Raw genomic sequence first — 26025 nt, forward strand, 5'->3', positions numbered from 1 at the left:
GGTTTGCTGTGCGCGTTTTATGCTGCTAACCCTTCTGTCCCTTAAAACCCACAACAAAGGAAAAGCTCTCTATGTCCTACTTATTGCCTGCTGAATTTGCTACCAAGATGGTCGATGCTGGCGAAGCCAAGCTTCACATGTCTACCCGTGATGCACTGATTCGCGCTTTTATGGCGGGGGCTATTTTGGCCATCGCGGCGGTGTTTGCGGTGACCGTAGCGGTGCAAACCGGCTACCCGATTATCGGCGCCATCCTGTTTCCGGTGGGCTTCTCGATACTCTATCTAATGGGCTTTGATCTGTTGACCGGGGTGTTTGTGTTAACGCCGCTGGCGTGGCTGGATAAACGGCCTGGGGTGACGATTAATCGTATTCTCAAGCACTGGGGCATTGTGTTTATCGGTAATTTTGGTGGGGCATTAACGGTTGCCTTTCTCATGGCGATTGTGTTCACCTACGGCTTTAGCACCGAACCCAGCGAAGTGGGGCGGGTCATTGGTGAAGTGGGCGAAGGACGCACCGTGGGTTATAAAGAGTATGGCGCTGGCGGCATGGCGACGATTTTTATCCGCGGCATACTGTGCAACTGGATGGTTTCGCTGGGGGTAGTGGGCGCGATGATCTCAACCACGGTGAGCGGTAAGGTGATTGCCATGTGGATGCCGATCATGCTGTTCTTCGGTATGGGCTTTGAACACTCGGTGGTCAACATGTTTCTGTTCCCCTCCGGGCTGATGATGGGCGGTAACTTCTCGATTATGGATTACCTGATCTGGAATGAAATTCCGGTAGTGCTGGGTAACTTGATCGGTGGTTTGGCGTTAACTGGCCTGACGCTCTACACCACCCACGTGCGTACCGCGCCGCAAAAAGCCCTATGATCTGATAGGCAGCAGTTTGTCACTTATCCAAGCCTTCGCTCCGGCGGAGGCTTTTTAGGGGAAGCATAATGGCAGCGCTGACCATTTCGCTCGGCCAGCACTCTGATAAAGGGCGCAAGCCAAGCAATCAGGATTTTTACGGCGCTTATCTACCCAGCGACCCCCAGCGCGCCACCAAAGGCATTGCGATCGCGTTAGCGGATGGGATCAGCAGCAGCGAAGTGAGCCGGGAAGCGAGTGAAGCGGCGGTGGGTGGGTTTTTAACAGACTACTACGCCACCCCGGCTACCTGGGCGGTTAAAACCTCCGCCCAGAGGGTGCTGCAGGCCACCAATGCGTGGCTTTACGCCCAAACCCGGCAGAGCCAGTACCGCTACAACCTGGATCGTGGCTATGTGTGTACCCTGAGCGCGATGGTGATTAAATCCACCACTGCGCACCTGTTTCACGTTGGCGATAGCCGCATCTATCAGCTCGCCGGCAAGACGCTGGAGCCACTGACCGAGGATCATCGCTTTTGGGCATCCCGGGAAGTCAGTCATTTAAGCCGCGCCATGGGGGCCAGCCAGCACCTGGAGTTGGATTATTCCTCGGTAACGCTGAGTGTGGGCGATGTGTTTGTACTCACTACCGACGGTGTTTATGAGTGGCTAACCGGCACCGAAATGGCCGCGCTGATTCACGCCCACTGGGGCGATCTCGACGCGGCTGCTGAGGCGCTAATCTCTGCCGCTATCGATAATGGCAGCGACGACAACCTCACCGTGCAAATTGTGCGCATTGATACGCTGCCTGAGCGCCACGCTAATGAACTCTACGCGGCGCTTAGCACCCTGCCGTCACCGTCTGAATTGCGTGCAGGAAGCGAGCTGGACGGCTACCGCGTTGTGCGTCAACTGCATGCCAGCAGTCGCAGCCATGTCTACCTGGCGGAAGAGGTAGCGAGTGGCGAGAAGGTGGCACTAAAAACCCTCTCAACCGAGCTAAGCCAAGACTCGGCGAGTATTGAGCGGTTTGTGCGCGAAGAGTGGATTGCACGGCGCATCGATAATCAGCACGTGCTTAAAGCCCCCACCCAAGAGCACCCTCGCCGCTACCTTTACACCGTGCTGGCGTATATCGAAGGGCAAACCCTGACCCAGTGGATGCGCGACCACCCCAACGCTGAATTAGCCAGCGTTCGTCCCATCGTCGAGCAGATTGCCAAGGGGCTGCGCGCCTTTCATCGTCTGGAAATGCTGCATCAGGATTTACGCCCTGATAACGTCATGATCGATAGCCACGGAACGGTGAAGCTGATCGATTTTGGCGCTGCCAAGGTGGCGGGTCTTGCCGAAGAGGTCAATGCGACTAGCGACGACATTCTAGGCACTGCCCAGTACACCGCGCCGGAGTATTTTCTGGGTGAAGGTGGCACACCCCGTTCGGATCAGTACTCACTGGCAGTGATTACCTATCAGATGCTAACCGGTACGCTGCCCTATGGCACCGAGGTGGCCAAAACCCGCACTCGGGCAGCGCAACATAAGCTTGCCTACCAATCGGCGCTTAGCGAGAACCGTGAACTGCCCGCTTGGGTAGATGAGGTGCTCAAAAAGGCACTACATCCCACTCCCCACAAACGTTTTACGGCACTTTCGGAGTTTATTTTCGAGCTACGCTCGCCAAGCCAAGAAGTGCTGAAACGTGCCCAATTACCGCTGCTGGAGCGCGACCCGGTGCTGTTCTGGAAGGGCGTTTCACTAGTATTGGCGCTAGTGGTTATCGCGCTGTTATTGCGGTGATGGCGCGGTCTCTGATCAGGAAACAACAAACAGTGGGGTTGAAGTGGGGAGGCTGTCATCCCATGTTAGTTAACACGCTATCAATAGAAAAGGACGTTAATGATGCAGATTGTGATACCCAACCCCGGTTTTGGTACTTTTCGCCTGGAAGGCGATACGCTCAAGCAGAGTATCCACACAGCGCTTGAGGTCGGGTATCGGCACATCGACACGGCACAGTTTTATGGCAATGAAAAAGGGGTAGGGGAGGCGATTCGCGCCAGCAGCGTGCCACGCAGCGATATTTTCCTAACCACCAAGGTGTGGTTCGACAACCTTGAGCCTGCAACGCTTAAAGCCAGCGTGGACGAAAGCCTGCAGAAATTAGGCACCGATTACGTTGACCTGCTGCTGATCCACTGGCCGTCCCCAGAGGATGAAGTGCCGATGGTCGATTACCTGACGGCGCTTAAAGAGGTCAAAGCCGAGGGGAAAGCGCGCAATATCGGCATTTCCAACTTTACCATCGCACAGGTGGATGAAGCGGTCAGCATTTTGGGTAAAGGTGAAATTCTCACCAACCAGATCGAGGTTCATCCTTTCTTACAGAACCGTAAACTGGTCGATCACTGCAAGCAGCATGACATTCAGATTACTGCCTTTATGCCCCTGGCCGTGGGCAAAGTAATGGATGACCCGACCCTTAAGCAGATCGCCGACGCACATAACGTTACGCCCGCTCAAATTGCCCTTGCTTGGGTAAAACAGCGCAATATGATTACGATTCCTTCATCGACCAAGGCGCGAAATATTCAAAGCAACATTGCCGCCTTTGACTTAGTCTTGAGCGACAGCGAGATGACGGAAATCGCCAAGTTGGATCGTAAAGAGCGTATCGCCAACCCTGAAATAGCGCCGCTCTGGGATGAGTAAGAGGAATGAATAACCAGAACTTGAAACGCTAAACGATGAACTTCAATTAATAGTATGTGTCGTAGTAGTTGCCTGCCCAGGCAGGCATCTTTAAAAGAATGGAGAAAACGATGAAACAGCGCAAGATAAAAGACAACGCTTTAAAAGCGCAGCTGCGAACGCCGATGTTTAAAATGCAGCAGCAAACCCCGAAAAAAGGTAAAGGGAGCTACTCCCGGAAAGGACGCAATTCTCTGGGAGGGCATCGCCAAGCCGCCTAACCCGGCGTTTTGGCGATGCTCTCCCCAGGCATCTCTGCACAGTATTCCCCATACTGTGCAATATCCCATCAGCTTGGCCGATCCAATGGATCGGCTTTTTTATTGCGCGCCAGGCGTGGCACGCCACTGAAAACGCCCCGGCCACTTCCTGTGACCGGGGCGTTGGCTATGCCAGCCTACTCCCACAGTGTGGACATTTTTCGTAGGCGTCGCGGGTTTCAGCCTGATGGCGTTGGTTGCGCTGACTTGGTTCCTCTACACCATGAATGGATACCAGCTGGCCCTGCTCCCAGCGTAAACCGATATCTTTTAACAGGTGCGGGTCATGAAAGCGCGGGTCTTCGTAAAAGCGCCGCTGGGTACGATAGTGGGTGAAAGCGCTGAGTAGTTTGCGGGTAATGGTTGCGATTGCCATGGGGTCGGTCTCCTGGGTTAGGAGGCCGGGCAACATCGCGATCAGGGAGTCTCAAAGGTAACGATAAAACAACATGGCCGCGACACTTGCCGCGGCCAATTTCCTCTCTACATCTCTGGCGCGCGACAATAATAAGCTGATATCGCATTATTAATAATGCGATGCAGCTTATTCATTCGTGTCGCGGGGATTTGCCAGCGCATGAGAAGGTCTCTGAGAAAATATCGTTAAATAATGAAGCTGCTCTTTAAAGACAGCTCTTATCTTTTAACCGATGGTTATATGAGCGTCAACTGTTTATCAGCGGTATCCTGCCGCCTGTAACTTAAACAGCTTTGCGTATCGTCCATCAGTTTCCAGCAACGCTTCATGGGTGCCACGTTCAATAATATGCCCTTGGTCGATCACTAAAATGAGATCAGCACTGCGTACTGTGGAGAAGCGGTGCGAGATCAGTATCGCCATCTTGTCGCGGCTATGTTCGCGAAAACGGGTAAATATTTCGGCTTCTGCGGCGGCATCCATGGCGGCAGTGGGTTCATCCAGGACTAAAATATCTGCGTTCTCTCGCATATAGGCCCTTGAGAGGGCGATTTTCTGCCACTGGCCGCCGGAGAGCTCTTGGCCATTTTTAAACCAGCGGCCCAGTTGGGTTTTGTAGCCATTCCCCATGCGTGTAATAAACTCATCCGCCATGCCGTGACGTGCGGCTTGCTGCCAGCGCTGTTCATTGTCAAAGGCATGGGTATCGCCAACGCCAAGGTTCTCACCCACCTGTAGCTGATAGCGCACGAAGTCCTGAAAGATGACGCCGGTACGCTCATACAGCGCTTGAGCGCTCCAGTCACGTAGGTCGCTACCGTCTAATAGAATGCGGCCTTGAGTAGGTTGGTAGAGTCGCGTCAAAAGTTTGATCAGCGTGGTCTTGCCAGAGCCGTTTTCACCCACCAACGCCAAGCTCTGCCCAGGGGAGAGGTGCAGCGAAATATCGTGTAGAACTGGATCTTGCAGAACAGAGTCGCCGCCAGGATAAGAGAAACTGACATTCTCAAAGCGCAGCCCATCCCCAGGCCGTGCTCCTTGTGTGAGCGTGCCATTTTCGGCCTCAACCGGTTGCTCCAGGTACTCATAAAGATTGGATAGATAAAGGTTATCTTCGTACATGCCGCTAATGGCGGTAAGGCTAGCGGAGAGCGCCGCTTGGCCTTGCTTGAAAACCATTAAATACATGGTCATTTGACCCAACGTCAGTGCCCCGGCAATGGTTTCAATCACCACCCAGCCGTAGGCAGCGTAAAACGTTAAGGTGCCGAGCAAGCCGAGCAGAAATCCCCAGCTTTCCCGGCGAAGGGTTAAACGACGATCTTCTGCAAACAGCTGGGTGAAAATATCGCGGTAGCGTTTAAGAAACAGCCCTTCAAGACCAAACAGTTTGACCTCTTTAATGCTGTCTTCCCGTGCAAGTACCGTCTCTAAATAAATCTGCATACGGGTTTGCGGTGAACGCCAGCGGAACAACCGAAAAGCATCGCCCGAGAATTTGGCCTCGGATACAAATACCGGCAGCGCACCAGCTACCAGGATCAGCAATGCCCAAGGAGAGAACTGCACCAGCAGTACCCCAAAACTACCCAGGGAGATCGCATTTTGCAGCAACCCAAAGGTTTTGTTTACCAGCGCAAGTGGGCGCGTAGACGCTTCACGCCGCGCCCGGGTGAGCTGGTCATAAAGTTCTGAATCCTCAAACTGGCTAAGTGACAGCTGGCCAGCTTTCTCGAGAATCATCACATTGACCTTCTGCCCTAACAGCGCTCTTAACAGCGACTGCTGGGCCGAAAGCCCGCGCTGAGCTAGGGCAATCAGCGCAATAATAACGGCTTCAATCCCCACCAGCTTGAGTACCGGAGCAATGGACACTAGCAGGTTGGGGTCAGTGGCAGCTTGATGAGCGTCCATGGCACTTACCACGCCATCCACAATCAATTGGCCTACCCAGGCCGCCACAGCGGGAAGCACACCAGCGACTAACGTGCACAGTGCTAAGCCCAGCATCATCCAGCGGGACGTTTCCCACACCAAGCCAAGCGCGCGGCGGCTGTATCGAAACACGCCAAAAAAACCGCTTAACGGTGAGGAGGAGGTAGATTCAGAAGGTGGTGACATAGTTAGACTGGCAAAACACCGAGTAAAAAAGGAGTGCCATGATGCGGTGGTTAAGCGTGGATAGCCAGCTCAACCGCCGGTTGCCTTCAACGGCAACGCGGCGGAGAGGGAATTACCTGTATAGATGCTTATCAGGGCGGCGATTTACCAGGGCAGCACGGCCCCGTCGGTGCGAGGCTCGGTGCCGCCTTGCAATACGCCCGTTTTAGGGTCGCGCAGAATGATTTGCCCACGGCCAAAGCTGATGGAATCGGCAACTTTGACGATGTCGTGCCCCCGGCGTGCCAGCGCAAGCGCTAAATGATTAGGAAAATCGGCTTCGACTTCGATGGTTTTGCCTTTGGTCCACTTCCAGCGGGGCATATCGAGGGCCGCTTGGGGGTTAAGCTGATCTTCTAGCATCGCCGTTACCACCTGCACATGACCTTGCGGCTGCATATAGCCGCCCATCACGCCAAACGGCCCAACGGCTTGATTATCTTTGGTGATAAAGCCGGGGATGATGGTGTGATAGGTGCGTTTGCCGGGCGCCAGAGCATTAGGGTGCTGCGGGTCGAGAGAGAATGACCAGCCACGGTTTTGCAGGCTGATGCCAGTGCCGGGAACGACCATGCCCGAGCCAAAGCCTTTAAAGTTACTTTGAATCAGTGACACCATATTGCCATCGCTGTCAGCCGTTGCCAGATACACCGTGCCGCCCTGAATCGGGTTGCCGTGTACTGGGTCAACTGCCTGTTCACCAATCAGTGCAGCACGGGACTTCAAATAATCGTCGGCCAGCATCTGATCAATGGTGGGGCGCATAGCATCAAGGTCAGTAACATGTGCGAAGCCATCGACATAGGCTAGTTTGGTGGCTTCAATGCGACGGTGCAGCGTTTCCACCGGATCGCGTCCTTCTTCGCCTAAGTGCTCAAGCATACCCAGCGCTTGCAACACGATCATGCCGCTGCCGTTAGGAGGGATTTCCCAAATATCATGGCCTTTATAGCGCACACTAATCGGGTCGACCCACTCCGGTCGGTAAGCCGCCAGATCTTCTTTGCGTAACAAGCCGCCGTGTTCGCGGGAAAAGGCGTCGATAGCCTCGGCCAGTTCGCCCTCATAAAATGCCTTGGCGTGGGTGTCGGCAATCGCTTTTAGGCTTTTAGCATGGCCTTCCGAGCGCCACAGTTCACCCGCTTCCGGTGCTCGACCTTCGGGGGCAAACGTATCAAACCAAGGTTTGAAAGAAGCCTCGCTATAGGCTGAATAGTTGGTGAAGGCGTCCTTCCACATTTGATGGATAACGGGAGACACAGGGAAGCCTTCTTCTGCCAGCGCAATGGCAGGGGCTAGCAACGCTGCAAACGGCAACTTGCCAAAGCGCTCAGACAGTGCCGCCCACGCAGCAGGAGCGCCGGGTACCGTAACAGGCAGCATGCCGTGGTTTGGCACGGTGTCATGGCCGAGTGCTTTCAGCGCTTCAATGGTCGCCGCTTGCGGGGCGGGGCCACTGGCGTTGAGGCCATGTAGTTTGCCGTCGACCCAGACAATAGCAAAGGCGTCGCTTCCTATCCCATTCGACGTGGGTTCCACTACCGTTAATGCAGCAGCGGCGGCAATCGCGGCATCAATCGCATTGCCCCCTTGCTGCAGTATGCTAATACCCACCTGCGCCGCTAACGGCTGAGAAGTAGCGACCATGCCACGTTTACCGAACGTTGCCATCCGGCGCGAGGCGCTGGGGTAGAAAAGTGCATCTTGTTGCATACCAGTTTCCTTTTAAGCAGTGCTGTTGATCTAAATTATTTGAATATCAAATGTTTTCGCGCAGAGCGGCATTCTTTAAGCGCTGGATCTTACGATCCTGATAGAGCGAAAACAGAATGGATGCGACGGCTAACGCTAAGAAAAGCGCAGAGAGTGGTCGGGTCAAAAAGGTCGTCCAGCTTTCATTAAGCTCAAGGGCGCGGAATAGCTGGCGTTCAAGATTGTCGCCGAGCACCACACCCAGTATTAGCGGCGTCAGCGGTACTTCCGCTTTCCAAAGCAGGTAGCCAATGACCCCGAAGATAAACAGCACCCAAATATCAAATAGATTGTTATTCAGGGCGTAAGCGCCAATGGCACACAACATCAACACAACGGGAACGAGGATCTGTTGAGGGATCAGCGATATCTTGGCGAACCAGCGCACTAGCAGCAGGTTGCAAAGCACCATGACGACTGCGCCAATTAGCAGGCTGGCATAAATAGCGCCAACCAATACCGGGTTTTGCTCAAACATCATGGGGCCCGGCGTAATACCGTGGAGAATCAGTACGCCCATCATGATCGCCATGGGCAAATCGCCCGGTATCCCTAGTGCAAGCGTTGGCACGAATGCACCACCTGCGACCGCGCTATTGGAGGCTTCAGAAGCCACAATGCCGCTGGGGGTACCGGTGCCAAACTCTTCCGGATGGCGAGAAAATTTCTTGGCTTGGTCGTAACTCAAAAAGTTAGCGACGGTGCCGCCCGTGCCAGGAAGTGCGCCCACCAAGCTGCCAATTAAAGAAGAGCGCAGCGTGTTCAGCTTTTGCCCCGTCATATCTTTGAGTATTTGGCCGTAGGGAATCGTGACATTGGTATCGATTTTCTTGGCTTCGCTTTTCTCGTCCTTAAGCTTCTCGATATTGCCAAGCAGCTGGGAGAAAGCAAATATGCCGATCATCACGGGGAGAATTTCAAACCCAGAACCCATCGCTGGCAGGCCAAAGTCAAAGCGCAGATTACTGTTGCGGTCATAACCAACGGTTGTGATTAAGAGCCCCAAAGCCGCAGCCATCAGGCCTTTGAGTAGAGCGCCGCTGGAAAGCCCTGCCACAAGCGTCAGCGCGAAAACGATCAACGCAGTGATTTCCCAAGGGCGGAAATTCATGCTGAAGCTGGCAATTAGCGGGCCGAAGAATACCAGTACCGCCACGCTGATGAGGGTGCCTAAAAAGGATGAAGCGACGCCAATGCCCAGGGCACGGCCAGGTTCGCCTTTCTGTGCCATCGGGTAGCCGTCATAAACGGTAGTAATAGAAGAGGGTGTACCGGGTATGCCCAGCATAACGCCAGACACAATGCCGCCTGAGTAACCCCCTACAAACACACCGACCATCAATGAAACGCCGCTTACCGGGTCCATCGCAAACGTGAACGGGAAGACCACTAAAATGGCCATGGTGACAGTAAAACCAGGAATACTACCGCCCACAATCCCAAACAGTACGCCAATAATGATCAGGCCCAAGACCGATGGCGTGCCGACCTCAGCGAGCGCTTGGAGGAAAAAGTTCGTCATTATTGTCTCCAGGTTAAGGCAGCCAAACATTCAGGCCATAGCGGAAAACGACAAATATCACGATAGCCAAGGTGAAGCTGAGGGTGAGATTGATCATCCATTTACGTCGCGTATTGATCCCCATCAGCAGCGCAAGAGAGGCGACCAGAAAGCCGATGGTCGCCGCGATATAACCCACCACTGGAAGTAGCGCGGCATAAAGCCCAAACAGTAGAAACAGAGCGAGTATGGTGCGTCGGCTTTGAAACCACTCACCAATGAGCTGCTTCGCGCCAGCCCGCTCAGGCACTTTTACCAATAAGGAACGCACCAGAATGAGCAGTGAAAAAACGCCGATCACTACCAATAAAATGCGTGGGAACAGCGCTGACCCATACGGCTGCCAGCTGGTGGGCGGGGCAATGCTGCCTGATTCCACCCACATGACGGCCACAATCAAGAGCAGCGCCAGCGCCAAGGCGCGGTCTTTCGTTAGCGTTAGCATTAGCGATGCCTCCAGCAACCCTAGCCCACGTACAAACGAGGGCTAGGGAATGCATTCTTAGTCGTTCTTAGTTCTGGAAATCGATGTTTTCGGCAGCCGCACTTAGCGCCGCTTCGTTCTCATCCAAGAACGCTTGATAATCATCGCCTGCTAGAAATCTCACTACCGAGCCAAACTCATTTTCGATACGGCTCTGTACTTCTTCGTTTTCCAGGGCTTGTTCATAAGCGTTAGCGATGGTGTCGAGGACTTCCTGAGGCGTTCCTTTAGGCGCAAAAATGCCGCGGCTGGTGGAGTGGTCCATCTCAATGCCTTGCTCGCGCAGGGTGGCGACATCCGGCATGCTTTCAAGACGTTCTGGATGAGCGATGCCTAGGGCGCGGAAGGTGCCGTCTTCAAAAAATGCACCGCCTGATGGCAAATTAAACATCGCGAAGTCGACTTCTTCCGCCATCAGCGCCGATACCTGTTCGCCCGTATCGGGGTAGCCGACTAAGCGCACATCGGCCATATCGATGCCCGTTTCCTGGAAAAACTGTGCCCAGAAAAAGTGGTCAGTAGAGCTAGGAATCATACTGAAGCGCACTTGGCCTGGGTTTTCACTCACATAGTCAGCAATTTCATCGGCGCTCTGCACAGGGTGATTGGCATGTGCGGTGGGAATATTGATGGTTTGGGTGAGTAGTGCGATGGGCTCGAAGGCATCAAACGAGTAATCGACGGTGCCTGCTAACTTAGAAAGCGCGATGGTGTCGTGGCTGCCAAGCAGGGTGTAGCCATCGGGGTCAGCGTCTTTCACATTGCGAGAACCCAGGGTCGCCCCTGCGCCTGCCATATTGACGGGAACGATGGATTCACCCAACGTCTTTTCAGCCTCTTGGGAGATGAGCCGGAAAAGAATATCGGTTGCTCCGCCCGGGCCGTAAGGGATGATCAAGCGGATATCCTGTTCCGGATAATCAGCCTGGGCGGTGGAGGCGATTGCCATGCTAGACGCAAGTCCGATGGCGGCGAGGGTAGTACTTAGAGTCGTACTTAGAGTAAATGTTGAACGCGTCATTCTTTTACACCTTTATAGATTGAGTTTGGTGTTGTGGGATGCCGCTCCAACTGCAGCGGCGTGGTGAGCGCGTGGTCCCGTTATCGGGTTCTTGTTGTCACCACACAATCGTCTATTGACGAGATCGTGTGTCAGTGAGTGTTAGCCGAGAAACAGCCCTCCATAAACCAAGGCGCCCATGACGACAAAGGCGGGGTGCGTTTTGAAGCGCATCAGTGCAATAGCCGCGACTACCCCAATGATAAGAGTGTGAATTGTGCCGCTACTGTTGAGGCTTTCGAGCAGGAACCCCAGGGTTAGCCAAGCCATCATCATGGCAATAACGGGGCGAACCCACTGGCTCATGCGCTTAACCCTTGGTGAATCACGATGACGGTACAGCAGCCCCAGTGCGCCGAGCATTAATAGCAACGTTGGAATAACCGTGGCGGCCACCGCGATGAAGGCCCCGCCAATACCGGCGACTTCATAACCCACGTAGCCCGCCATTTTGGTGGCGATAGGGCTGGGCAGGGCGTTGCCTAGGGCTAATGTTTCAGCAAAGGTTTGCGCGGTCATCCAGTCATAACGGCCAACCACCTCAGCCTCGATCAGAGGGATAATCGCCGGGCCACCGCCGTAGCCAATAATGTTCGGGATAAAAAAAGCTAAAAAGAGCTCCCAATAGATCATGCTGGCCCCTCCGCTTTTTTCTTACCGGCAGGGCGCAGTAGGGCGGCAGCGAGAATAGCGCCAATCACCCAGCCGGGATGAACGCCAAGCCAGTAGATCAAGCCAGCGGCAACAATGGCCATGGCGATACTAACCAGCCAGCCAAGGGCCGCTTGTGATTTATCAAAAAAGTCCCAGGTGAGTTGTGCCATCATCACCATCACCACCGGCACTACTGCTTGGCCCATACCGCGAATCCATGCCACATCGCGATATCGGCTAAAAATGCCTAACATGACAATCATTGCCACAATCATTGGCAAGATAATGGCAATCACGGCAGCAATACAGCCGGTCACACCGCCCACGCGATAGCCAATGTAGCCTGGCATTTTGGTGGCAATAGGGCCGGGTAAGGTATTGCCGATCGCCAGCACGTCGGCAAACTCTTCATCGGTCAGCCAATGATGGCGAGTGACAACTTCGGCGCGCACCAGAGGAATCATGGCCGGGCCGCCACCGAAACCAAAAATGCCGACGCGGAAAAAAGCCCAGAACAGTTGCCAGGAGGTGCCGCGTGATTTCATGGACGCGTTTCCCGTAAAGCTAATGGGGTGATCAGAAGCATACCCAGACCTTATTTATCGTTTGTAGGTTAAAAAATCGATTATCTTGTCTAATATAGAATATAGGTAGTGCCCGATCCGACGTCAACCGTGAAAAATTGAATGGACAGCGGGAACTGAGATGAATAAAGGATATCGTCATGAATAATTCTTTACCCAAGGTAGCAACGCCAGTAGGTCCAGCAGGTACTGCATCAAGTCGTGTATTTGATAATTTACGTAAGGATCTCGTCGGTGGACGCTTTGTAGCGGGTGAAAAACTCGCCATCAATGCGCTCAAAGAGCATTACCAAGTTGGCTTGAGCCCTCTGCGGGAAGCGCTCAATAAATTGGCGGCTTATGGATTATTAATTCAGGAAAATCAACGCGGTTTTCGTGTGCCGAAGCTTTCACGGGATGAGCTGGACGATATCGCCCAGATGCGCTTGGAAATGGAGGGCATGGCATTAGTGCGGGCGATTGCTAACGGTGATTCGCTCTGGGAGGCTGACTTATTAGCCGCGGCGCACCGCCTGAAGCGCGCCGATATCACCCTGGATAAAGGCGAGGAGTGGGAGCGTCTGCATACGCAATTTCATCGTACGTTAGTCGCCCCCTGTGGCTCTGTTTGGTTATTGCGTTTTATTGAACAGTTGCATGATCAGTTTGACCGCTACCGCCGCCTGGGGCCGAAAATGCCGACGATTCGTCAAGAGTTGGATGAGCAGCATCATCAACTCGTGGAGCTGGCATTACAGCGTGATGCTAAAGCGGCGCGTGAACTAATGGATGATCATATTCATAAATCTTATGAAGTTGCCCTGAAACGCTATCAAGAGCACGCCTAGCAGGAGAAACTGCCCCGGTAGCGACGACACCGCGTGTCTGCAGTGTGTAAACTGCTGTCCATATAACGTCAGTCGTCGCCGTCCAGATGAGTAAAGAGAGTGCTATGCACACAGATAACCAAATAGTCGCGCAAACGCTGAACTGGGTGCGCACCTTTATTGTGGCGCATGACATTTGCCCGTTTGCGCAGCGGGAGTTGGAGCGTGAAACGATTCGTGTGGAAGTGGTGCGCTCTAAAAAAATTGAAGTGGCGCTTGAGGAGCTGATGGTGGAAGTGCAGTGGTTGGATGAGCACCCCGAAACAGAAACCACGCTGCTGGTGTTCCCGACGCTGTTTAAAAGCTTTGATCACTACTTGGATTTTGTGGAGCTTGCAGAAAGTATCCTGGTCGACCAGGGCTATGAAGGTGTTTATCAGTTAGCCACTTTTCATCCAGATTATTGCTTTGACGGTGCCGAACCCGATGATGCCTCTAATTATTCCAACCGCTCTCCCTACGCCATGGTGCATCTGCTACGCGAAGAGAGCGTTGAAAAGGCGATCGAGTTTTATGGCGACACCGACGCTATTCCCGAACGCAATATTGCCAAGTTAACGGCGATGGGCAGCGACACTGCAGAGCAGCAGCTGCAACGCTGTTTTGACGTTAATGGCTAAACGAGTGAATCACTAGCTGATGTTGGCCCCTGCTTTTTTTGGCCGCATACAATTGGAGAACGGGAAGAACAATGGCAAAAGGGCCAGCCAAGCTGGCCCATAAGAAGGAATTAAAACTCTTCCCAATTAGGTGTGGCGTTGGGCAATTGTCTAGCTGAATAAGCGTTAGACGCTGCAAGCGCCTGCGGTGATGAAGTGACAGTAGGGGTTTCCGAACCACCCTGCGCTACGCGTTTAAGTTTGAAGGCTATGACTAACTCGGCCAAACGAGTAGCTTCATCCTGGAGTGAAGCTGACGCGGTGCTGGTCTCTTCAACCAGCGATACATTTTCCTGGGTGGCGGAGTCCATTTGGGATACCGCTGTACTGACTTGGCTAATACCCGACTCCTGCTCCTTTGCGGCTAGAGCAAGCTCTTGCATCATTTCCGTCACTTTACGAATAGCTTCGTTGATCTCCGCCATATCATGACCATTTTTCGCTGCTTGCTCCGCACCGACGACAATACGCTGTGAGATATCTTCAATCATGGTGCGTATCTCTTTCGAAGAAGTGGACGTCTTGGTGGCTAATGAGCGAACTTCGCTGGCTACCACCGCAAACCCCCTGCCGTGCTCGCCAGCCCGGGCAGCTTCTACCGACGCGTTCAACGCCAGGATATTGGTTTGAAAGGCGATCGAGTCAATCACCTGAACAATGTCGTGTACTTTGTGTGAGGTTTGTTCAAGTTCGCGCATTAGCAGGCTGGTGCGCTCAGATGCCTGCTTACCGCTATTTGCCTGTCGGGCTGCATCCTGGGTCAGTTGTTGTGCTTGGCCAGCAGTGTCAGCGTTTTGCCGCACAATCGATGAGATTTCATCCATACTCGCGGCGGTTTGCTGCAAAGCGGCGGCTTGTTGTTCCGTACATGAGGCGAGGTCTTGGCTGCCGCTAGCAATTTGTTTTGAGCTAGAGGCGACGGCTTCGCTACTTTGATTGAGCGTGCCGATCATCTCTTCCAGCCGCTCTTGCATATCCTCCATGGCACTATAAAGGCGGCCGATCTCGTTACGCCCGAGGGCATCGATATGGCTGGTCAAATCCCCCTTGGCAATGTTTTCGCAAATGCTGACTGCTCGCTGCAGGGGGGTGATGATGAGCCTATTAATCATTATTTGTACAGCGATATAGAGCACAATCGCGATTAAAATAAGAACGCCCACGGTAATACCAAAAATGACGCTGTCACGCTGTGCTTCCGAGTGAACTTGGTTGCCTCTGCTCAATGCATAATCATTAAAATTACTGATTGCAGTGCTAAAGCCAGAGAACTTCTGATTAATGGGATCACGGTATTCGTCCAGTGCCTCATAACGCTCGTTGACTAAATAAACTCTTAATGTGTCAGTGACAATAAGGTTGTAACTATCGACAATTGCATCAATGAGTGGGCGACGTTCAGAATCGATGGAGAGTTTAAGGCGAGTGAGTTCTGCAATACGTCGGTCGGATTTCTCCAAACTCTCCAGCGCATCTCCCAGCGCCCGCTCAGCGTAGTTTTTGTTGCCATCGCGGTAGTGCTGTGACATGCGCTCTAGCCTGACCCGCACTTCCATTAGATTGGTTTCTGCACGGTTAGCAGCACTCGCTTGTTGAGCGCTGATTTCATTCATTTCTGCCAGCAGCTGTGCACCTTCGCGTTCTGCCATGGCACCCATGCTACCCAAAATGATCAGCATGGCTAAAAGCACAATCAGTGCGCCAGCAATCACTCTCTTAACTGATATGTTTTGCATTGATACTCCTCCTAATAACCCCCGCACCTGAATTGGTGCATAGGGGAGTTTTAGAAAGTATCAATTTTCCATTAAAGCAGCCGTTTGATTAAGTTAGCTTTAGTTTATTACATTAATAAATACTGAATTACCATAAAGACGTATAGTTAAATTTTTTTTAACTAATTTGTGAGTTCTGTAGTAAAGAATTCTGTGATAAAGAGCTCTTTGGTAAAGAGCTCTTTGGTAAATGGATGACTGTTAAAGCGTCTTATGCATCACATACGTATCAACGAAACCCAGGCGCGCATGGCGGTAGGCGTTAGGAACGGTACCCACAATACTAAACCCCAGCTTCTGCCATAACGCGACGGCCACCTCATTGGTGGCCACCACGGCATTGTACTGCATGGCTAGAAACCCCAGCTTCCTGGCCTGCGCCTGTGAATCCTCACACATGGCGCGTGCTACCCCTTTTCCGCGTGCGGCGGGCGTCACCATATAACCACAGTTACAGATGTGGTCGCCGGGGCCTGCCGCGTTGGCTTTTAGGTAGTAAGCACCCAGTATATGACCGTGTTCATCTTTAACGACCACGCTGGTTTTAGGCGTGCTGCACCATAGCTCTCGGGCAGCTTCAAAGCTGATGTCGGGGTCAATGGCATAAGTCTCTTGCGCCACGACAATCGCCTTGAAAGTAGGCCAAAAGCTGGTGAAATCTTCGTCCGACATGGGGGCGAAATGTAATGTAGACACAGTAGTGCCGCCGTTCAGCGGGCGACCTCAGCCACAATCTCGTAGCTGCGCAGCCGATCGGCATGGTTATAAAAATCGCTGTTAATCATTAATTCATCAGCACCGGTACGTGCTTGGAACTCTTCAAGTTCGGCTTTGACCGTCTCTGGGCCGCCAATAATCGCCGCCCCTAAAAACTGGCTGACTTGGGCTTGCTCAACCGGTGACCAGTCTAGTTGCTCCACGGGCGGCTGCGACTGGGTTGGCTTGCCACGAATAAGGTTAAGAAATTTCTGCTGCGCGGTGGTGGCCAAGTAGTGGGCCATCGCATCGCTTTCCGCTGCCATCACGGGCAGGCCGACCATCGCATGGGGCTTATCCAAGTGTTCGGAAGGGCGGAAATTGTCGCGATATAAGCGCAGTGCCTCAAATAAATAGCCTGGCGCAAACTGAGCAGCAAACGCAAAAGGCAAGCCCAGCTTAGCTGCCAATTGTGCGCTGTAGCCGCTAGAACCCAGTAGCCAGATAGGCACATGAGTGCCTTGACCAGGGACGGCTTTCACCCGTTGCTGGGGCTCTGCATCGCCTAGATAACGGCGCAATTCGTTCAGCAATTGCGGGAAGTCGTCTACGCCGGCATGAGCGTTGCGCCGCATGGCTTGCATCGTCGCACCGTCTGAGCCGGGTGCGCGGCCTAGCCCCAAATCTATACGATCAGGATAGAGCGTTTCCAGCGTGCCGAACTGCTCGGCAATCACCAGCGGCGGGTGGTTCGGTAGCATAATGCCGCCGCTACCCACGCGTATGGTGGAGGTTTGCCCAGCAATATGACCGATCAGCACCGCGGTGGCAGCGCTGGCGATACCGGCAATATTGTGGTGCTCTGCTAGCCAGTAACGGGTGTAGCCTAGCCGCTCGGTTAACTGTGCCAGCGAGACGCTGTCTTGAAAGGTCTCAGCGGCGCTGCCGCCCTGGCGGATAGGGGCCAGATCAAGAACGGAAAGCGCCGTGGAAGCGAGTTGGCTCATGGGTCACCTGCAAGTTAATTCGTGGGCGCATTGAGTGAAAATTACTTAGCGCGCTTGGTAATTACACGTTATGCGGTCAGTGAACATAAATTGCAAGGTCTGAGCCATGTCGATGTGACGTGTGCCGGTATGGACTGGATGAGAGCGAAGTGCCGGTACGGTCACGCTTACTCAAGCGGCGGGGTGGGGCGAATAAGAATTTCATTAACGTCCACATGGGCAGGCTGCGCAAGCGCATAAACCACGGCATTGGCGATATCACGATCTTCTAATGCATGCTCTGGTGGTTCATTAAAGAATGGCGTGTCGACCATGCCTGGCTCAATCAACGTCACGCGCATACCGGTGCCGCGTAGCTCTTCACGCAGGTTATAGCCAATCCCCGTGACCGCCCATTTCGTAGCGCTATACATTGAGCCTGGGATGGTCGTGCGGCCTGCCGCTGAACCGGTTAATAACACATGGCCTTTGCTACGCTTTAAGGCGGGTAAGCAAGCTTGAATGGTGAGCCCAACGCCATAAATATTGGTAAGAATCATCTCACGCCATGCGTCGTGATCCGCACCGCTAAACCCGCCTGGAGAGCCGCCGCGACCGGCGTTGGCAAAGATCGCGTCCAAGCGGCCAAAGGTTTCCAGTGCATGCTCAACCATCGCCTGTTGCTGCTCAAAATTAGTCACGTCCAACTCACAGGTCAGTACGTTTTCTGGCCCCAGTTCTTGAGCCAGAGCGGTGAGTTTTTCGCTAGAACGGGCGGCCAACACCAGTTTGTAGCCTTCGCGAGAGGCTGCTCGGGCGGTAGCCGCGCCAATACCGCTGGATGCGCCGGTAATCAATAACACGCCTTTATGCATGGGTTGCACTCCTTGCTCGTTTAACTAAGTAAGACTTTAGCATGGCTAAGGGAGTGGCATCCTGCAAACATACCTACCTAACCATTGCGGTACGGCTCTACTACTTAACGTTAGCGGGCGTGCCCATCTTCTTTGCGTTTTAGCATTGCAGAGAGATCCAGAATAGCTTGGGCCATATCCGCCATGCTTTTGCTTTGATCCATAGAGGTTTTACGCAGAAACCGGTAGGCCTCTTCTTCGCTCATCTCTTGATGAGCCATAATAAGCCCCTTCGCACGTTCAATCAGTTTGCGTTCACGCAGCGCTTTACGGGTGTTTTCAAGCTCATCGCTAAGCCCTTGTAACCGGCTGGCCTGTGCCTGGGTGAGTTCAATCAGCGAGCGCCCTAGCGGTGAGGTTAGCGCGTTGGCTGTCAGGTCGCCTAATGGTTGCGCACCCGCCAGCGTTAGTAAGTGTGCGCAGGGGGCAGGCGTAGGACGACAGGGCCCTGCTTTGGCTTTTTCCAATCCATCTTCGGCCTGAGCGATTTTGCGGTGACAAAACACACTCAGCTGAGTGATCAATGCATCCTCAACTGTTTTCATCGAGTCGATACGTAGCGTAGTTAGTTCGTACCAGGTTTCACCCAGTGAATCAGATGTGTCTTTGGGTGGTGTTTGTGATGCCGAATGACGCTGGCAGGCGATGTCGCGTAAATGGCAAATACCGGCCAGGGTGCGAGGTGAAAGCTCCTTTTGCCATGACTGCTGCACCTCAGGCGTAGCAAACTCTACAAACGTGTCAAAGCAGCGCTGCTGGTCAGTCACTAGCTGATTCAATAAAGCGCGGTGCGCTTCATCGAAGTGGCCATGGGTAAAGCCGAATGCGCCACAGGCTCGCTCTTGGCCAGCTAATTCTTTGCCCTGCATTAAGTGAAAAATGGCAACCAGATGGCGAGTGATATCAGGGTCGATAGAGGAGTCAGCGGCTTCAAATACAATCGCTAGCAGCCCACTGGTCAGTTGATTAAAGGCCTGAGTGGCTGCATCAGGCGAGATGGCAAAGGTGTCGATAGCCAGACGGAGTTCATCAAGCTCATCAAGGGCATACCAAACGGCGGCAATCCGGCGTAGTAAGCGAGCGGCTGCCTGGGGGCGAGCCTCTTGGCTGAGCGCTTCCAGCCGCTGGCGCATTAAGGTTTCCGCCTGCTGGCTGTGTTGGCGGTAAGTATCGCGGCGGGTTTTGAAACGCTGGCCTTGAGAGGCTAGATAGATCGTTGACGCTCCTCGTTCACGTTGGAGCATATGAATAAAGCGGCTAATGTCACCGACAATATCGGCGGTGGTGGCAAGGTGAGTAAGGTTGTCGATATCGCAACGGAGGGCGGTTAAGAGCAGTTGCTGCGCTGAAGACATAGAATTTTCCTTAACGGCTCGCCGCCTAAATGTAAACACTCCCATATCGCTACCTAACTGGATAAGGGCGTATGGGAGCGTACTTGAGTGTATTGGAAAGCGCTTAACGTAGCGAGAGAGCGCCTGCTCCAACGTCGTCACCAACTGCATCGCGGTAAGCTTTGGCCTCTTCAGCTTCGGTGGCGTCGCTAAAGCGTACCAGCAAAACACAGGATGCCAGTACCAACACCGTTATTCCGAGGTAGAACAGGCCTTGCTGATAGCTCAGGCTTTCGCTGCGGAACAGGAAGGCAGCGCCGACCGCGCCCACGTTGCCGCCAGCACCGACTATGCCCGCAACAGCCCCCAGGGCTTTTTTATTGATGAACGGGACGACCCCATAAGTGGCGCCTTCGGCCATCTGCACAAACAGGCTAAACACCAGCATGATACCAATCGCTAGGCTGAGTACATGCATTTGCGAGAACGCTACCAGCGCAATCCCTTCGCAAATCAAGGCAATAAACAGCCAGCGTACACGCCCCTTTAGGCCGCCTTGCTTGGCGAATAAATCAGAAAAGACACCGCCCAGAGTACGGGCAAAAATATTCATCAGGCCGAATAAGCCAGCGATCAGGCCCGCCGTGGCTAAAGTGAGGTCAAATTTATCAAAAAAGTAGATAGCGGCAATATTATTAATCGTAAGCTCTACGCCAAAGCATAGGCCATACACAACAAACAACGCCCATACCCGAATATCTTTGGCGGCGGCTAAAAAGCTATGTTTTGCGCCGTTTTCACCGGTCGCCTCAGGCAGCTCGCCAGTTGCGCGCAGGTCACTGAAGTTACCGTTGGGTGCATCTTGAGTAAAGAACCAATAACCGATCCCGGTAAAGAACATCACAACGCCGGGTACCATCATCGCTAAGCGCCAGCCAAAGGCTTCGTTGACGCCCAGCATCAGCATGCCTGAGAAGATCAGCGGCATCAGAATTTGTGTAGTACCGCCGCCTAAATTACCCCAGCCAGCGCTGGTAGCGTTGGCGGTGCCAACCACATTGGGGGCAAACATCATTGAGGTGTGGTATTGGGTAATAACGAAGGAGGCGCCAATGGCCCCAATGGCTAAGCGCGCTAATAGAAAGGTTTCAAAACTATCGGCTAAGCCAATACCCATCACCGGAATAGCACCTAACATTAGTAAGCCGGTATAGGTTTTACGCGGCCCAATACGGTCACACAGTACGCCAATGGCTAGACGCACAATGACGGTGATCGCCACCGACGCAATAATAGTATTGCCGATTTGTGTTTGGGTCAGCGAAAGGTCTTCACGAACAATCGCCATGAGAGGGGCGATGCCGAACCAGCCGAAGAAGCAGATATGAAACGCAAACCATGAAAAGTGGAAAGCGCGCATTTGAGGGGTCGAAAAGTTAAGCAGCCGAATGCGGTTGGCTTTGTTGCGTATGTCCATGGGATGGCCTCACGGGGCATAAAGCGAGTTGATCACTACGCTAAACGCGAAAATTAGCGCTTTGCGTCAGCAATTGACGAGAACATGCCTTCTCCATTGAAGGTCAGGCTCGACGCACTCGTACCCAGTTGGGCCTGGTCCACGCCTACCACCACTACTGAAAATATGCAGGTAGTTTGCCAGTTGAATGTTTGTTGTTAAAAATCATAATCTTAATTTGTTTTTGTTGTTTTGTTAGCACATGGGCAAAGTGAATATGCTTCATGAGTGGGCATGCAGTCTTTTTTTTGCGGCATCTTGGTGCTTAAAAGGGCCTCGGTCGAGCGGGTAAATATCGGCGCTCTTCGCTTAGCCCGTTATTCATGTAGGCCGCTATTCATGTAAATAGACAGCATCTACATCGAGCGTGGAGTATTCGCCAATGGCATCGAAATGTTCACCTAGCCAGCGTTCGGCGGCGTCCTGGCCCTGTTCAAAAAGGTGGCAGAGAAAAGGCCACTCGGAATTGGATTTACTCGACACAGAGAGTCCTTCAAGCGCCAGCTCACCGCTGATACGATGAAAAAGCGCCTGCTGGTAGCAATTTTCAATTCCCTGCTCATCAAGCGCATGCTTAAGCAGCGCGATCATGCGAATCTCTTTAATCAGTGCTGAATTAAACGTGATCTCGTTGAGACGGTTCATAATAGCTGACGCAGAGGTGGGTACATCATTGCGGCTAATGGGGTTGATTTGAATCAGCAGAATATCCCGTGCGCTGCACTCTTCCATGAGTGGGAACAGTGCCGGATTGCCCATATAGCCGCCATCCCAATACGCTTCGCCGTCAATCTCTACGGCTTGGAAGATAAACGGCAAGCAGGCGGAGGCCATCACGGCGTCCACACTCATCTCTTCTCGGCGAAACACGCGCTGCTTTCCTGTGCGCACGTTGGTAGCCGCCACAAACAGCTTTAGCTGTTCGCATTTTCGAACCCGTTCAAAATCAATATGCTCAGCCACGATATCGCGTAACGGGTTAATGTTGAGCGGATTGAGCTGATAGGGCGAGGCCACGCGGCTTAACAGATCCATAGCAATAAAGCCGGGTGAGTGATCCAGGCTCCAATTGCCGGTCAATATATCCAGGGGCGTACGACGGATTGGGCTTGTCATACCCGCTCGACTGACGGCTTTCCAAAAGTCGTACAGTGCCTGGCGAGCCGTCTCTTTATCACCGCGTGTTAATGCATCGGCCATGACGACACCGTTCATGGCCCCGGCGCTAGTGCCGCTGATCCCTTCAATTTCAATGCGTTCATCCGCTAATAGGCGATCAATCACGCCCCAGGTATACGCCCCGTGAGCGCCACCACCTTGTAATGCGAGGTCTAGCTTTTTGACCTGTGCCATATGCTTTTTCCCATTGCGACTGGTGTGATGTGTGGTTGCAGTAAGACCAGCATGGCATAGGCAGTTAGAGAAAATGCAAGGCTATTTAACGGGGAATGCAAAAGGTAATACCAAATTATGATTGGTCTAAACGATAGAGTGTGGTCGACTGCATGCGATAAGTTTAATAAACAACAGTTACGTTAACGTAAACTGTTTCTATAAATATATGAATTATAAAAAAACATTACATGGGGGTTGTCGAGCATGGCGCAAAAAAATAAAGCACGCTTTAGCATGAGTCTGCAGGCGAAAATGGTCGCTTTAGTGTTACTTCCCATGCTGATTTTGGCCTTGGTGCTGTCCGCGTTGGAAGTGCGCAGCTCGATAACGAGTATGCAAGAAACGCTCGATAAGCAGCGTGATGTGTTGGTCAGTGAGCGTGAAACGACGGTGCGCTACTTAGTTGAGTCCGCCCGTAATGCGGTCTCACACCTCGTTGGCCATGCTGAGCTCAGCCAGTCAGAGGCACAAGAGCAGGCACAAGAGATACTGCAGAATTTTCGCTACGGTAATGCCAACTATGTTTTTGCCTTTGATTTTGACGGCACGGCACGAGCGATGGCCGCTGCGCCAGAGCGGGTGGGCACCAATATGGTGGGGCTGGTCGATAGTGAAGGCAACGCCTTTGTGGAAGACCTAATTGAACGTGCCCGTTCGGGGGACGCAAGCTTTTACGACTATCAGTGGATTAACCCCGCCACCGGTGACATTGAGCCAAAGCACTCCATGGCGATTGCTATCCCTGAGTGGGATTGGATGATCGGCACCGGGATCTACCTAAGCGATATTGATGTGGGATTGGCGCAGGTAGAGGCGCTGGCGTGGCAGGAGTTTCGTCATGACTTGATCGCCAAGGGCGTTGTAGCGCTGGTGTTATTGCTAGGCGTGGTGGTGTTGGCAACCTGGCTGGTCAAGCGGGCGCTGAGCCCGGTGAAGCGTGCCGCCGCTGCGATGCATGACGTTGCCACGGGCGAGGCGGATTTAACCCAGCGCCTCCGGGTGGAGCGCAATGACGAAATTGGCGATTTGGCCCAGCAATTTAACGCCTTTGTCGAGCGGATGCAGATCACCCTTCAAGACGTACATCGCACGACCCAGAGTGTGCTGCTTGCGTCACAGAATATTGATCAAGGCACCAACGAGTTAGCCACGCGCACAGAACAGTCGGCGCTGCTCATCCGTAGCAGCCGATGCTTTTTTTAGCATCTGTGAAGTCATCGTCTGTGCGTTAAGGCGCACCTGCTAACGGTGAGTGATGACTGGTTGAGTAGGGCGCCTCAAATATGGCGTGTTCCATGAGATTGTCCAGCTGTAGGGCTAGCTGTTGGCTGGCTTCTTCCATGACGCCTAAAGCAGCTAATTGACCATTGCGGTCGCCTAGGCGAGCAAACTTAAGCGCTTCAGCACCGCTTTCATGCATGCGTCTGTGCGGCGCTGTTAATGCTCGATAAGCCTCCGTGCGGGCATAGCGTTGGTAGCCCTCACCTTGCTGGTGCCAGCGCCCTAAGCGGCATTGATGATGATCTTCTAGTGGGGTGTCGGTGTTGGCAGATAATAACTGCTTATAGAGACGACATTTCCATACCGCATGGTCAAGCTTGGCGGAGTGTAAAAACGCAGCGGTAGCACTGTGATGTATCACCTTGTGCATATGCTGCGTTTGATCCGTTAACCGATGCAATGCGTGCTTAGCTGTCTGTGCCTTTTGGGCCGTGTCTTCGTCGGCTTGGCGTTTTTTCACCACTGCTTGCGAGTGCGTTCTTACCTGGCTATTGACTTGCTCCATTAGCAGGCTGAGCTGATGGCTTAGTTGCTGCATATTAAGCGCTAAGCGATGAACGTCGTCTGCAATGGCGGCTATTCCTGGTGACTGTTGGCTAGCAGAACCAGCACTCCCCAGACCTTGGCGATGGGCCGTTTCGAGTGCTGTGCTAACCGCTAAGGCTTGTGCGTGCCCCGCATTGCGAGCAAGCGCTACTTGCAGTTGGCTCAGAGCGTGTAGGGTTTTAGCTAATACTAGCGGCGAGGCGGGGAGCGCTTCGGCATATTCAGGATCGTGATAACGCTGATCAAGGGTGTCGATGGCATGCTCGGCAGCCGCAATCAGGTTAAACGTTTCCGTTAGGGTGGCGCGTTCCCCGGCAAGCTGGTCGGCATACTCTTGAAGGCCGTTATTGAGCGAGGCCAGCATATCCGCCCCTCTCGCTTGCAGCATGCCGATGGATTGCGACGGTTTCATTAGGCTTAACAGTCGGCTGCTGGGAGAAGGGGTGGCGGCGTCGAGTTGAGTGCGTAAGTCGGCGACCTCCTGTTCCAGGCGGCGAATTTTTTGAAAAGGATGCATAAAGGTGAACATGGCAGAGACACCTACGGCAGATAGCAATGTTTTGTGTTAATTTGTCACAAATTATTGCAGAGGGTTCCCCTGTCCGCTTGATTTAGCTGCTTTAAATGATGAAATTCAGCTGCCAATGACCTGCGAGAATGAGATTGTTAACGTCCCTATTATTAAAAGACTGAAGAGCGAACAGGTTAGATAGCTAAAAGACTGGGTAGTTAGAAAACTGGATAGTTAAAAGACTGGGTAGCATCAGCGACGGGCAAGTTGAGCGACGTCGGCTGTGCAGCCTAGAAACGCTGAGGTGGCAAGCCACTCGGCATCAGGATAATAAGCAAATACATATTGGTCTTCTTTCAGGCTATCAATCAGTGGGTAAGTAACGTCTTCACGTACTGCGGGGCAACCATGACTGCGTCCTAATCTCCCCGTTTGGGTAATGAACGCATCGCTCACATAGTCAGCGCCGTGGATCACAATGGCGCGCTCGAAAGCTAGGTCGTTGACGTTAGGTTCAAGGCCTTCCAGGCGCAGCGAATAGCCGTTGCGCCCGTAATAGCTATTCATGGTACGAAACAGGCCAATGCTGGATTGGTGGCTATCAGGCGTGTTGGAAAATGTCTCGGCCTGGGCATCGCCAGACCCTTGGCCATGAGAAACCAGCTCCTCAAAGAGCAATTCATGCTGACGTAAATCAAATACCCATAGGCGTGGTTCGGTAGACGGCAGCGAGTAGTCAATGACTGCAAGGCGCTCGGCAGTGGGATCGGCACAATTGAGTGCCTGAGCGGCCAAACGCAATGCCTCGGGCGTTGCCTGGGGGGCGAGTTGCAATAACTGGTGATGTAAAGGCAGTACGCCCCGTGGTGGTGTAGATTCAACCTGGGCAAAGAAACTGGCGGCGTGTAGCGGTAATGTGAATAATGTAAAAGGTAGAGAAAATAATAACGTGGCAACATTTAAACGAAGAGCCATAAGAGTCGATCCTACCAGCAAT

General features: G+C 53.0%; 24 protein-coding genes. 7 read left to right on the forward strand and 17 right to left on the reverse strand.

Going from position 1 to position 26025, the window contains the following annotated elements:
• Nucleotides 1–71: 71 nt before the first annotated feature.
• From Q3Y66_RS04540 to arfA, 4 genes are all read left to right on the forward strand, one after another.
• Nucleotides 72–881: a formate/nitrite transporter family protein gene (locus Q3Y66_RS04540; RefSeq protein ID WP_008957727.1), complete on the forward strand. Its 810-nt coding sequence runs from the start codon at nucleotides 72–74 to the stop codon at nucleotides 879–881.
• A gap of 68 nt (nucleotides 882–949) precedes the next feature.
• Nucleotides 950–2665 (forward strand): bifunctional protein-serine/threonine kinase/phosphatase, encoded by a 1716-nt coding sequence (locus tag Q3Y66_RS04545; RefSeq protein WP_008957726.1) that lies wholly within the window; start codon nucleotides 950–952, stop codon nucleotides 2663–2665.
• Between the two features lie 102 nt (nucleotides 2666–2767).
• Complete coding sequence (dkgB, locus tag Q3Y66_RS04550; RefSeq protein ID WP_008957725.1) at nucleotides 2768–3577, forward strand: 2,5-didehydrogluconate reductase DkgB; 810 nt, start codon at nucleotides 2768–2770, stop codon at nucleotides 3575–3577.
• Nucleotides 3578–3687: 110 nt separating this feature from the next.
• On the forward strand, nucleotides 3688–3837 hold the full coding sequence (gene arfA / locus Q3Y66_RS04555) for an alternative ribosome rescue factor ArfA (protein ID WP_008957724.1): 150 nt from the start codon (nucleotides 3688–3690) through the stop codon (nucleotides 3835–3837).
• A 166-nt stretch (nucleotides 3838–4003) separates the two neighbouring features.
• Here the strand turns inward: arfA and Q3Y66_RS04560 are convergent, their stop codons facing one another.
• The 8 genes from Q3Y66_RS04560 to Q3Y66_RS04595 all read right to left on the reverse strand — a co-directional run bounded on the left by Q3Y66_RS04560 (nucleotide 4004) and on the right by Q3Y66_RS04595 (nucleotide 12510).
• Nucleotides 4004–4252, reverse strand: coding sequence for a hypothetical protein (locus Q3Y66_RS04560; protein WP_008957723.1), 249 nt, complete (start codon nucleotides 4250–4252; stop codon nucleotides 4004–4006).
• Between the two features lie 300 nt (nucleotides 4253–4552).
• Nucleotides 4553–6415: an ABC transporter ATP-binding protein gene (locus Q3Y66_RS04565; RefSeq protein ID WP_008957722.1), complete on the reverse strand. Its 1863-nt coding sequence runs from the start codon at nucleotides 6413–6415 to the stop codon at nucleotides 4553–4555.
• A 144-nt stretch (nucleotides 6416–6559) separates the two neighbouring features.
• A complete protein-coding gene (locus Q3Y66_RS04570; RefSeq protein WP_008957721.1) occupies nucleotides 6560–8167 on the reverse strand; it encodes a gamma-glutamyltransferase family protein in 1608 nt (535 codons plus the stop codon).
• A 46-nt stretch (nucleotides 8168–8213) separates the two neighbouring features.
• The gene (locus Q3Y66_RS04575; protein ID WP_008957720.1) at nucleotides 8214–9728 is read right to left on the reverse strand and encodes a tripartite tricarboxylate transporter permease; all 1515 of its coding nucleotides are present in this window, start codon (nucleotides 9726–9728) and stop codon (nucleotides 8214–8216) included.
• A 13-nt stretch (nucleotides 9729–9741) separates the two neighbouring features.
• Complete coding sequence (locus Q3Y66_RS04580; RefSeq protein ID WP_008957719.1) at nucleotides 9742–10212, reverse strand: tripartite tricarboxylate transporter TctB family protein; 471 nt, start codon at nucleotides 10210–10212, stop codon at nucleotides 9742–9744.
• Between the two features lie 67 nt (nucleotides 10213–10279).
• Nucleotides 10280–11272: a tripartite tricarboxylate transporter substrate binding protein gene (locus Q3Y66_RS04585; protein ID WP_193365455.1), complete on the reverse strand. Its 993-nt coding sequence runs from the start codon at nucleotides 11270–11272 to the stop codon at nucleotides 10280–10282.
• A gap of 141 nt (nucleotides 11273–11413) precedes the next feature.
• The gene (locus tag Q3Y66_RS04590; RefSeq protein ID WP_008957717.1) at nucleotides 11414–11944 is read right to left on the reverse strand and encodes a chromate transporter; all 531 of its coding nucleotides are present in this window, start codon (nucleotides 11942–11944) and stop codon (nucleotides 11414–11416) included.
• Nucleotides 11941–12510 (reverse strand): chromate transporter, encoded by a 570-nt coding sequence (locus tag Q3Y66_RS04595; RefSeq protein ID WP_008957716.1) that lies wholly within the window; start codon nucleotides 12508–12510, stop codon nucleotides 11941–11943. The genes Q3Y66_RS04590 and Q3Y66_RS04595 overlap by 4 nt, the downstream gene beginning before the upstream one ends.
• 179 nt (nucleotides 12511–12689) lie before the next feature.
• Between Q3Y66_RS04595 and Q3Y66_RS04600 the strand changes: the two genes are divergently transcribed.
• On the forward strand, nucleotides 12690–13376 hold the full coding sequence (locus Q3Y66_RS04600) for a GntR family transcriptional regulator (RefSeq protein WP_008957715.1): 687 nt from the start codon (nucleotides 12690–12692) through the stop codon (nucleotides 13374–13376).
• Nucleotides 13377–13480: 104 nt separating this feature from the next.
• Nucleotides 13481–14035, forward strand: a complete 555-nt coding sequence (locus Q3Y66_RS04605; RefSeq protein ID WP_008957714.1) for a DUF1415 domain-containing protein — start codon at nucleotides 13481–13483, stop codon at nucleotides 14033–14035.
• A 110-nt stretch (nucleotides 14036–14145) separates the two neighbouring features.
• Here the strand turns inward: Q3Y66_RS04605 and Q3Y66_RS04610 are convergent, their stop codons facing one another.
• The 7 genes from Q3Y66_RS04610 to Q3Y66_RS04640 form a co-directional block, all read right to left on the reverse strand.
• Nucleotides 14146–15810 carry a methyl-accepting chemotaxis protein gene (locus Q3Y66_RS04610; protein WP_008957713.1) on the reverse strand — a complete coding sequence of 555 codons (1665 nt, stop codon included), beginning with the start codon at nucleotides 15808–15810 and terminating at the stop codon, nucleotides 14146–14148.
• A gap of 240 nt (nucleotides 15811–16050) precedes the next feature.
• Nucleotides 16051–16545 carry a GNAT family N-acetyltransferase gene (locus Q3Y66_RS04615; protein WP_008957712.1) on the reverse strand — a complete coding sequence of 165 codons (495 nt, stop codon included), beginning with the start codon at nucleotides 16543–16545 and terminating at the stop codon, nucleotides 16051–16053.
• Between the two features lie 14 nt (nucleotides 16546–16559).
• Nucleotides 16560–17552 (reverse strand): LLM class flavin-dependent oxidoreductase, encoded by a 993-nt coding sequence (locus Q3Y66_RS04620; protein ID WP_008957711.1) that lies wholly within the window; start codon nucleotides 17550–17552, stop codon nucleotides 16560–16562.
• A 167-nt stretch (nucleotides 17553–17719) separates the two neighbouring features.
• Complete coding sequence (locus Q3Y66_RS04625) at nucleotides 17720–18406, reverse strand: SDR family oxidoreductase (protein WP_008957710.1); 687 nt, start codon at nucleotides 18404–18406, stop codon at nucleotides 17720–17722.
• Between the two features lie 110 nt (nucleotides 18407–18516).
• Nucleotides 18517–19800: a nitrate regulatory protein gene (locus Q3Y66_RS04630; protein WP_008957709.1), complete on the reverse strand. Its 1284-nt coding sequence runs from the start codon at nucleotides 19798–19800 to the stop codon at nucleotides 18517–18519.
• Between the two features lie 103 nt (nucleotides 19801–19903).
• Nucleotides 19904–21256: an MFS transporter gene (locus Q3Y66_RS04635; protein WP_008957708.1), complete on the reverse strand. Its 1353-nt coding sequence runs from the start codon at nucleotides 21254–21256 to the stop codon at nucleotides 19904–19906.
• A 372-nt stretch (nucleotides 21257–21628) separates the two neighbouring features.
• Nucleotides 21629–22648 carry a patatin-like phospholipase family protein gene (locus Q3Y66_RS04640; RefSeq protein WP_008957707.1) on the reverse strand — a complete coding sequence of 340 codons (1020 nt, stop codon included), beginning with the start codon at nucleotides 22646–22648 and terminating at the stop codon, nucleotides 21629–21631.
• A gap of 246 nt (nucleotides 22649–22894) precedes the next feature.
• Here Q3Y66_RS04640 and Q3Y66_RS04645 point away from each other — a divergent pair, with 246 nt between their 5' ends.
• Entirely contained in the window at nucleotides 22895–23893 is a 999-nt protein-coding gene (locus Q3Y66_RS04645) for a cache domain-containing protein (protein ID WP_008957706.1), read from the forward strand.
• Nucleotides 23894–23918: 25 nt separating this feature from the next.
• On the opposite strand, the gene Q3Y66_RS04650 is transcribed toward Q3Y66_RS04645, so the two are convergent.
• Entirely contained in the window at nucleotides 23919–25046 is a 1128-nt protein-coding gene (locus Q3Y66_RS04650) for a CZB domain-containing protein (protein ID WP_008957705.1), read from the reverse strand.
• A gap of 234 nt (nucleotides 25047–25280) precedes the next feature.
• Nucleotides 25281–26003: a murein L,D-transpeptidase catalytic domain family protein gene (locus tag Q3Y66_RS04655; protein WP_008957704.1), complete on the reverse strand. Its 723-nt coding sequence runs from the start codon at nucleotides 26001–26003 to the stop codon at nucleotides 25281–25283.
• Nucleotides 26004–26025: the final 22 nt, after the last annotated feature.

The organism is Halomonas sp. HAL1 (assembly GCF_030544485.1).
In the GTDB taxonomy this organism is placed as follows: domain Bacteria; phylum Pseudomonadota; class Gammaproteobacteria; order Pseudomonadales; family Halomonadaceae; genus Vreelandella; species Vreelandella arctica.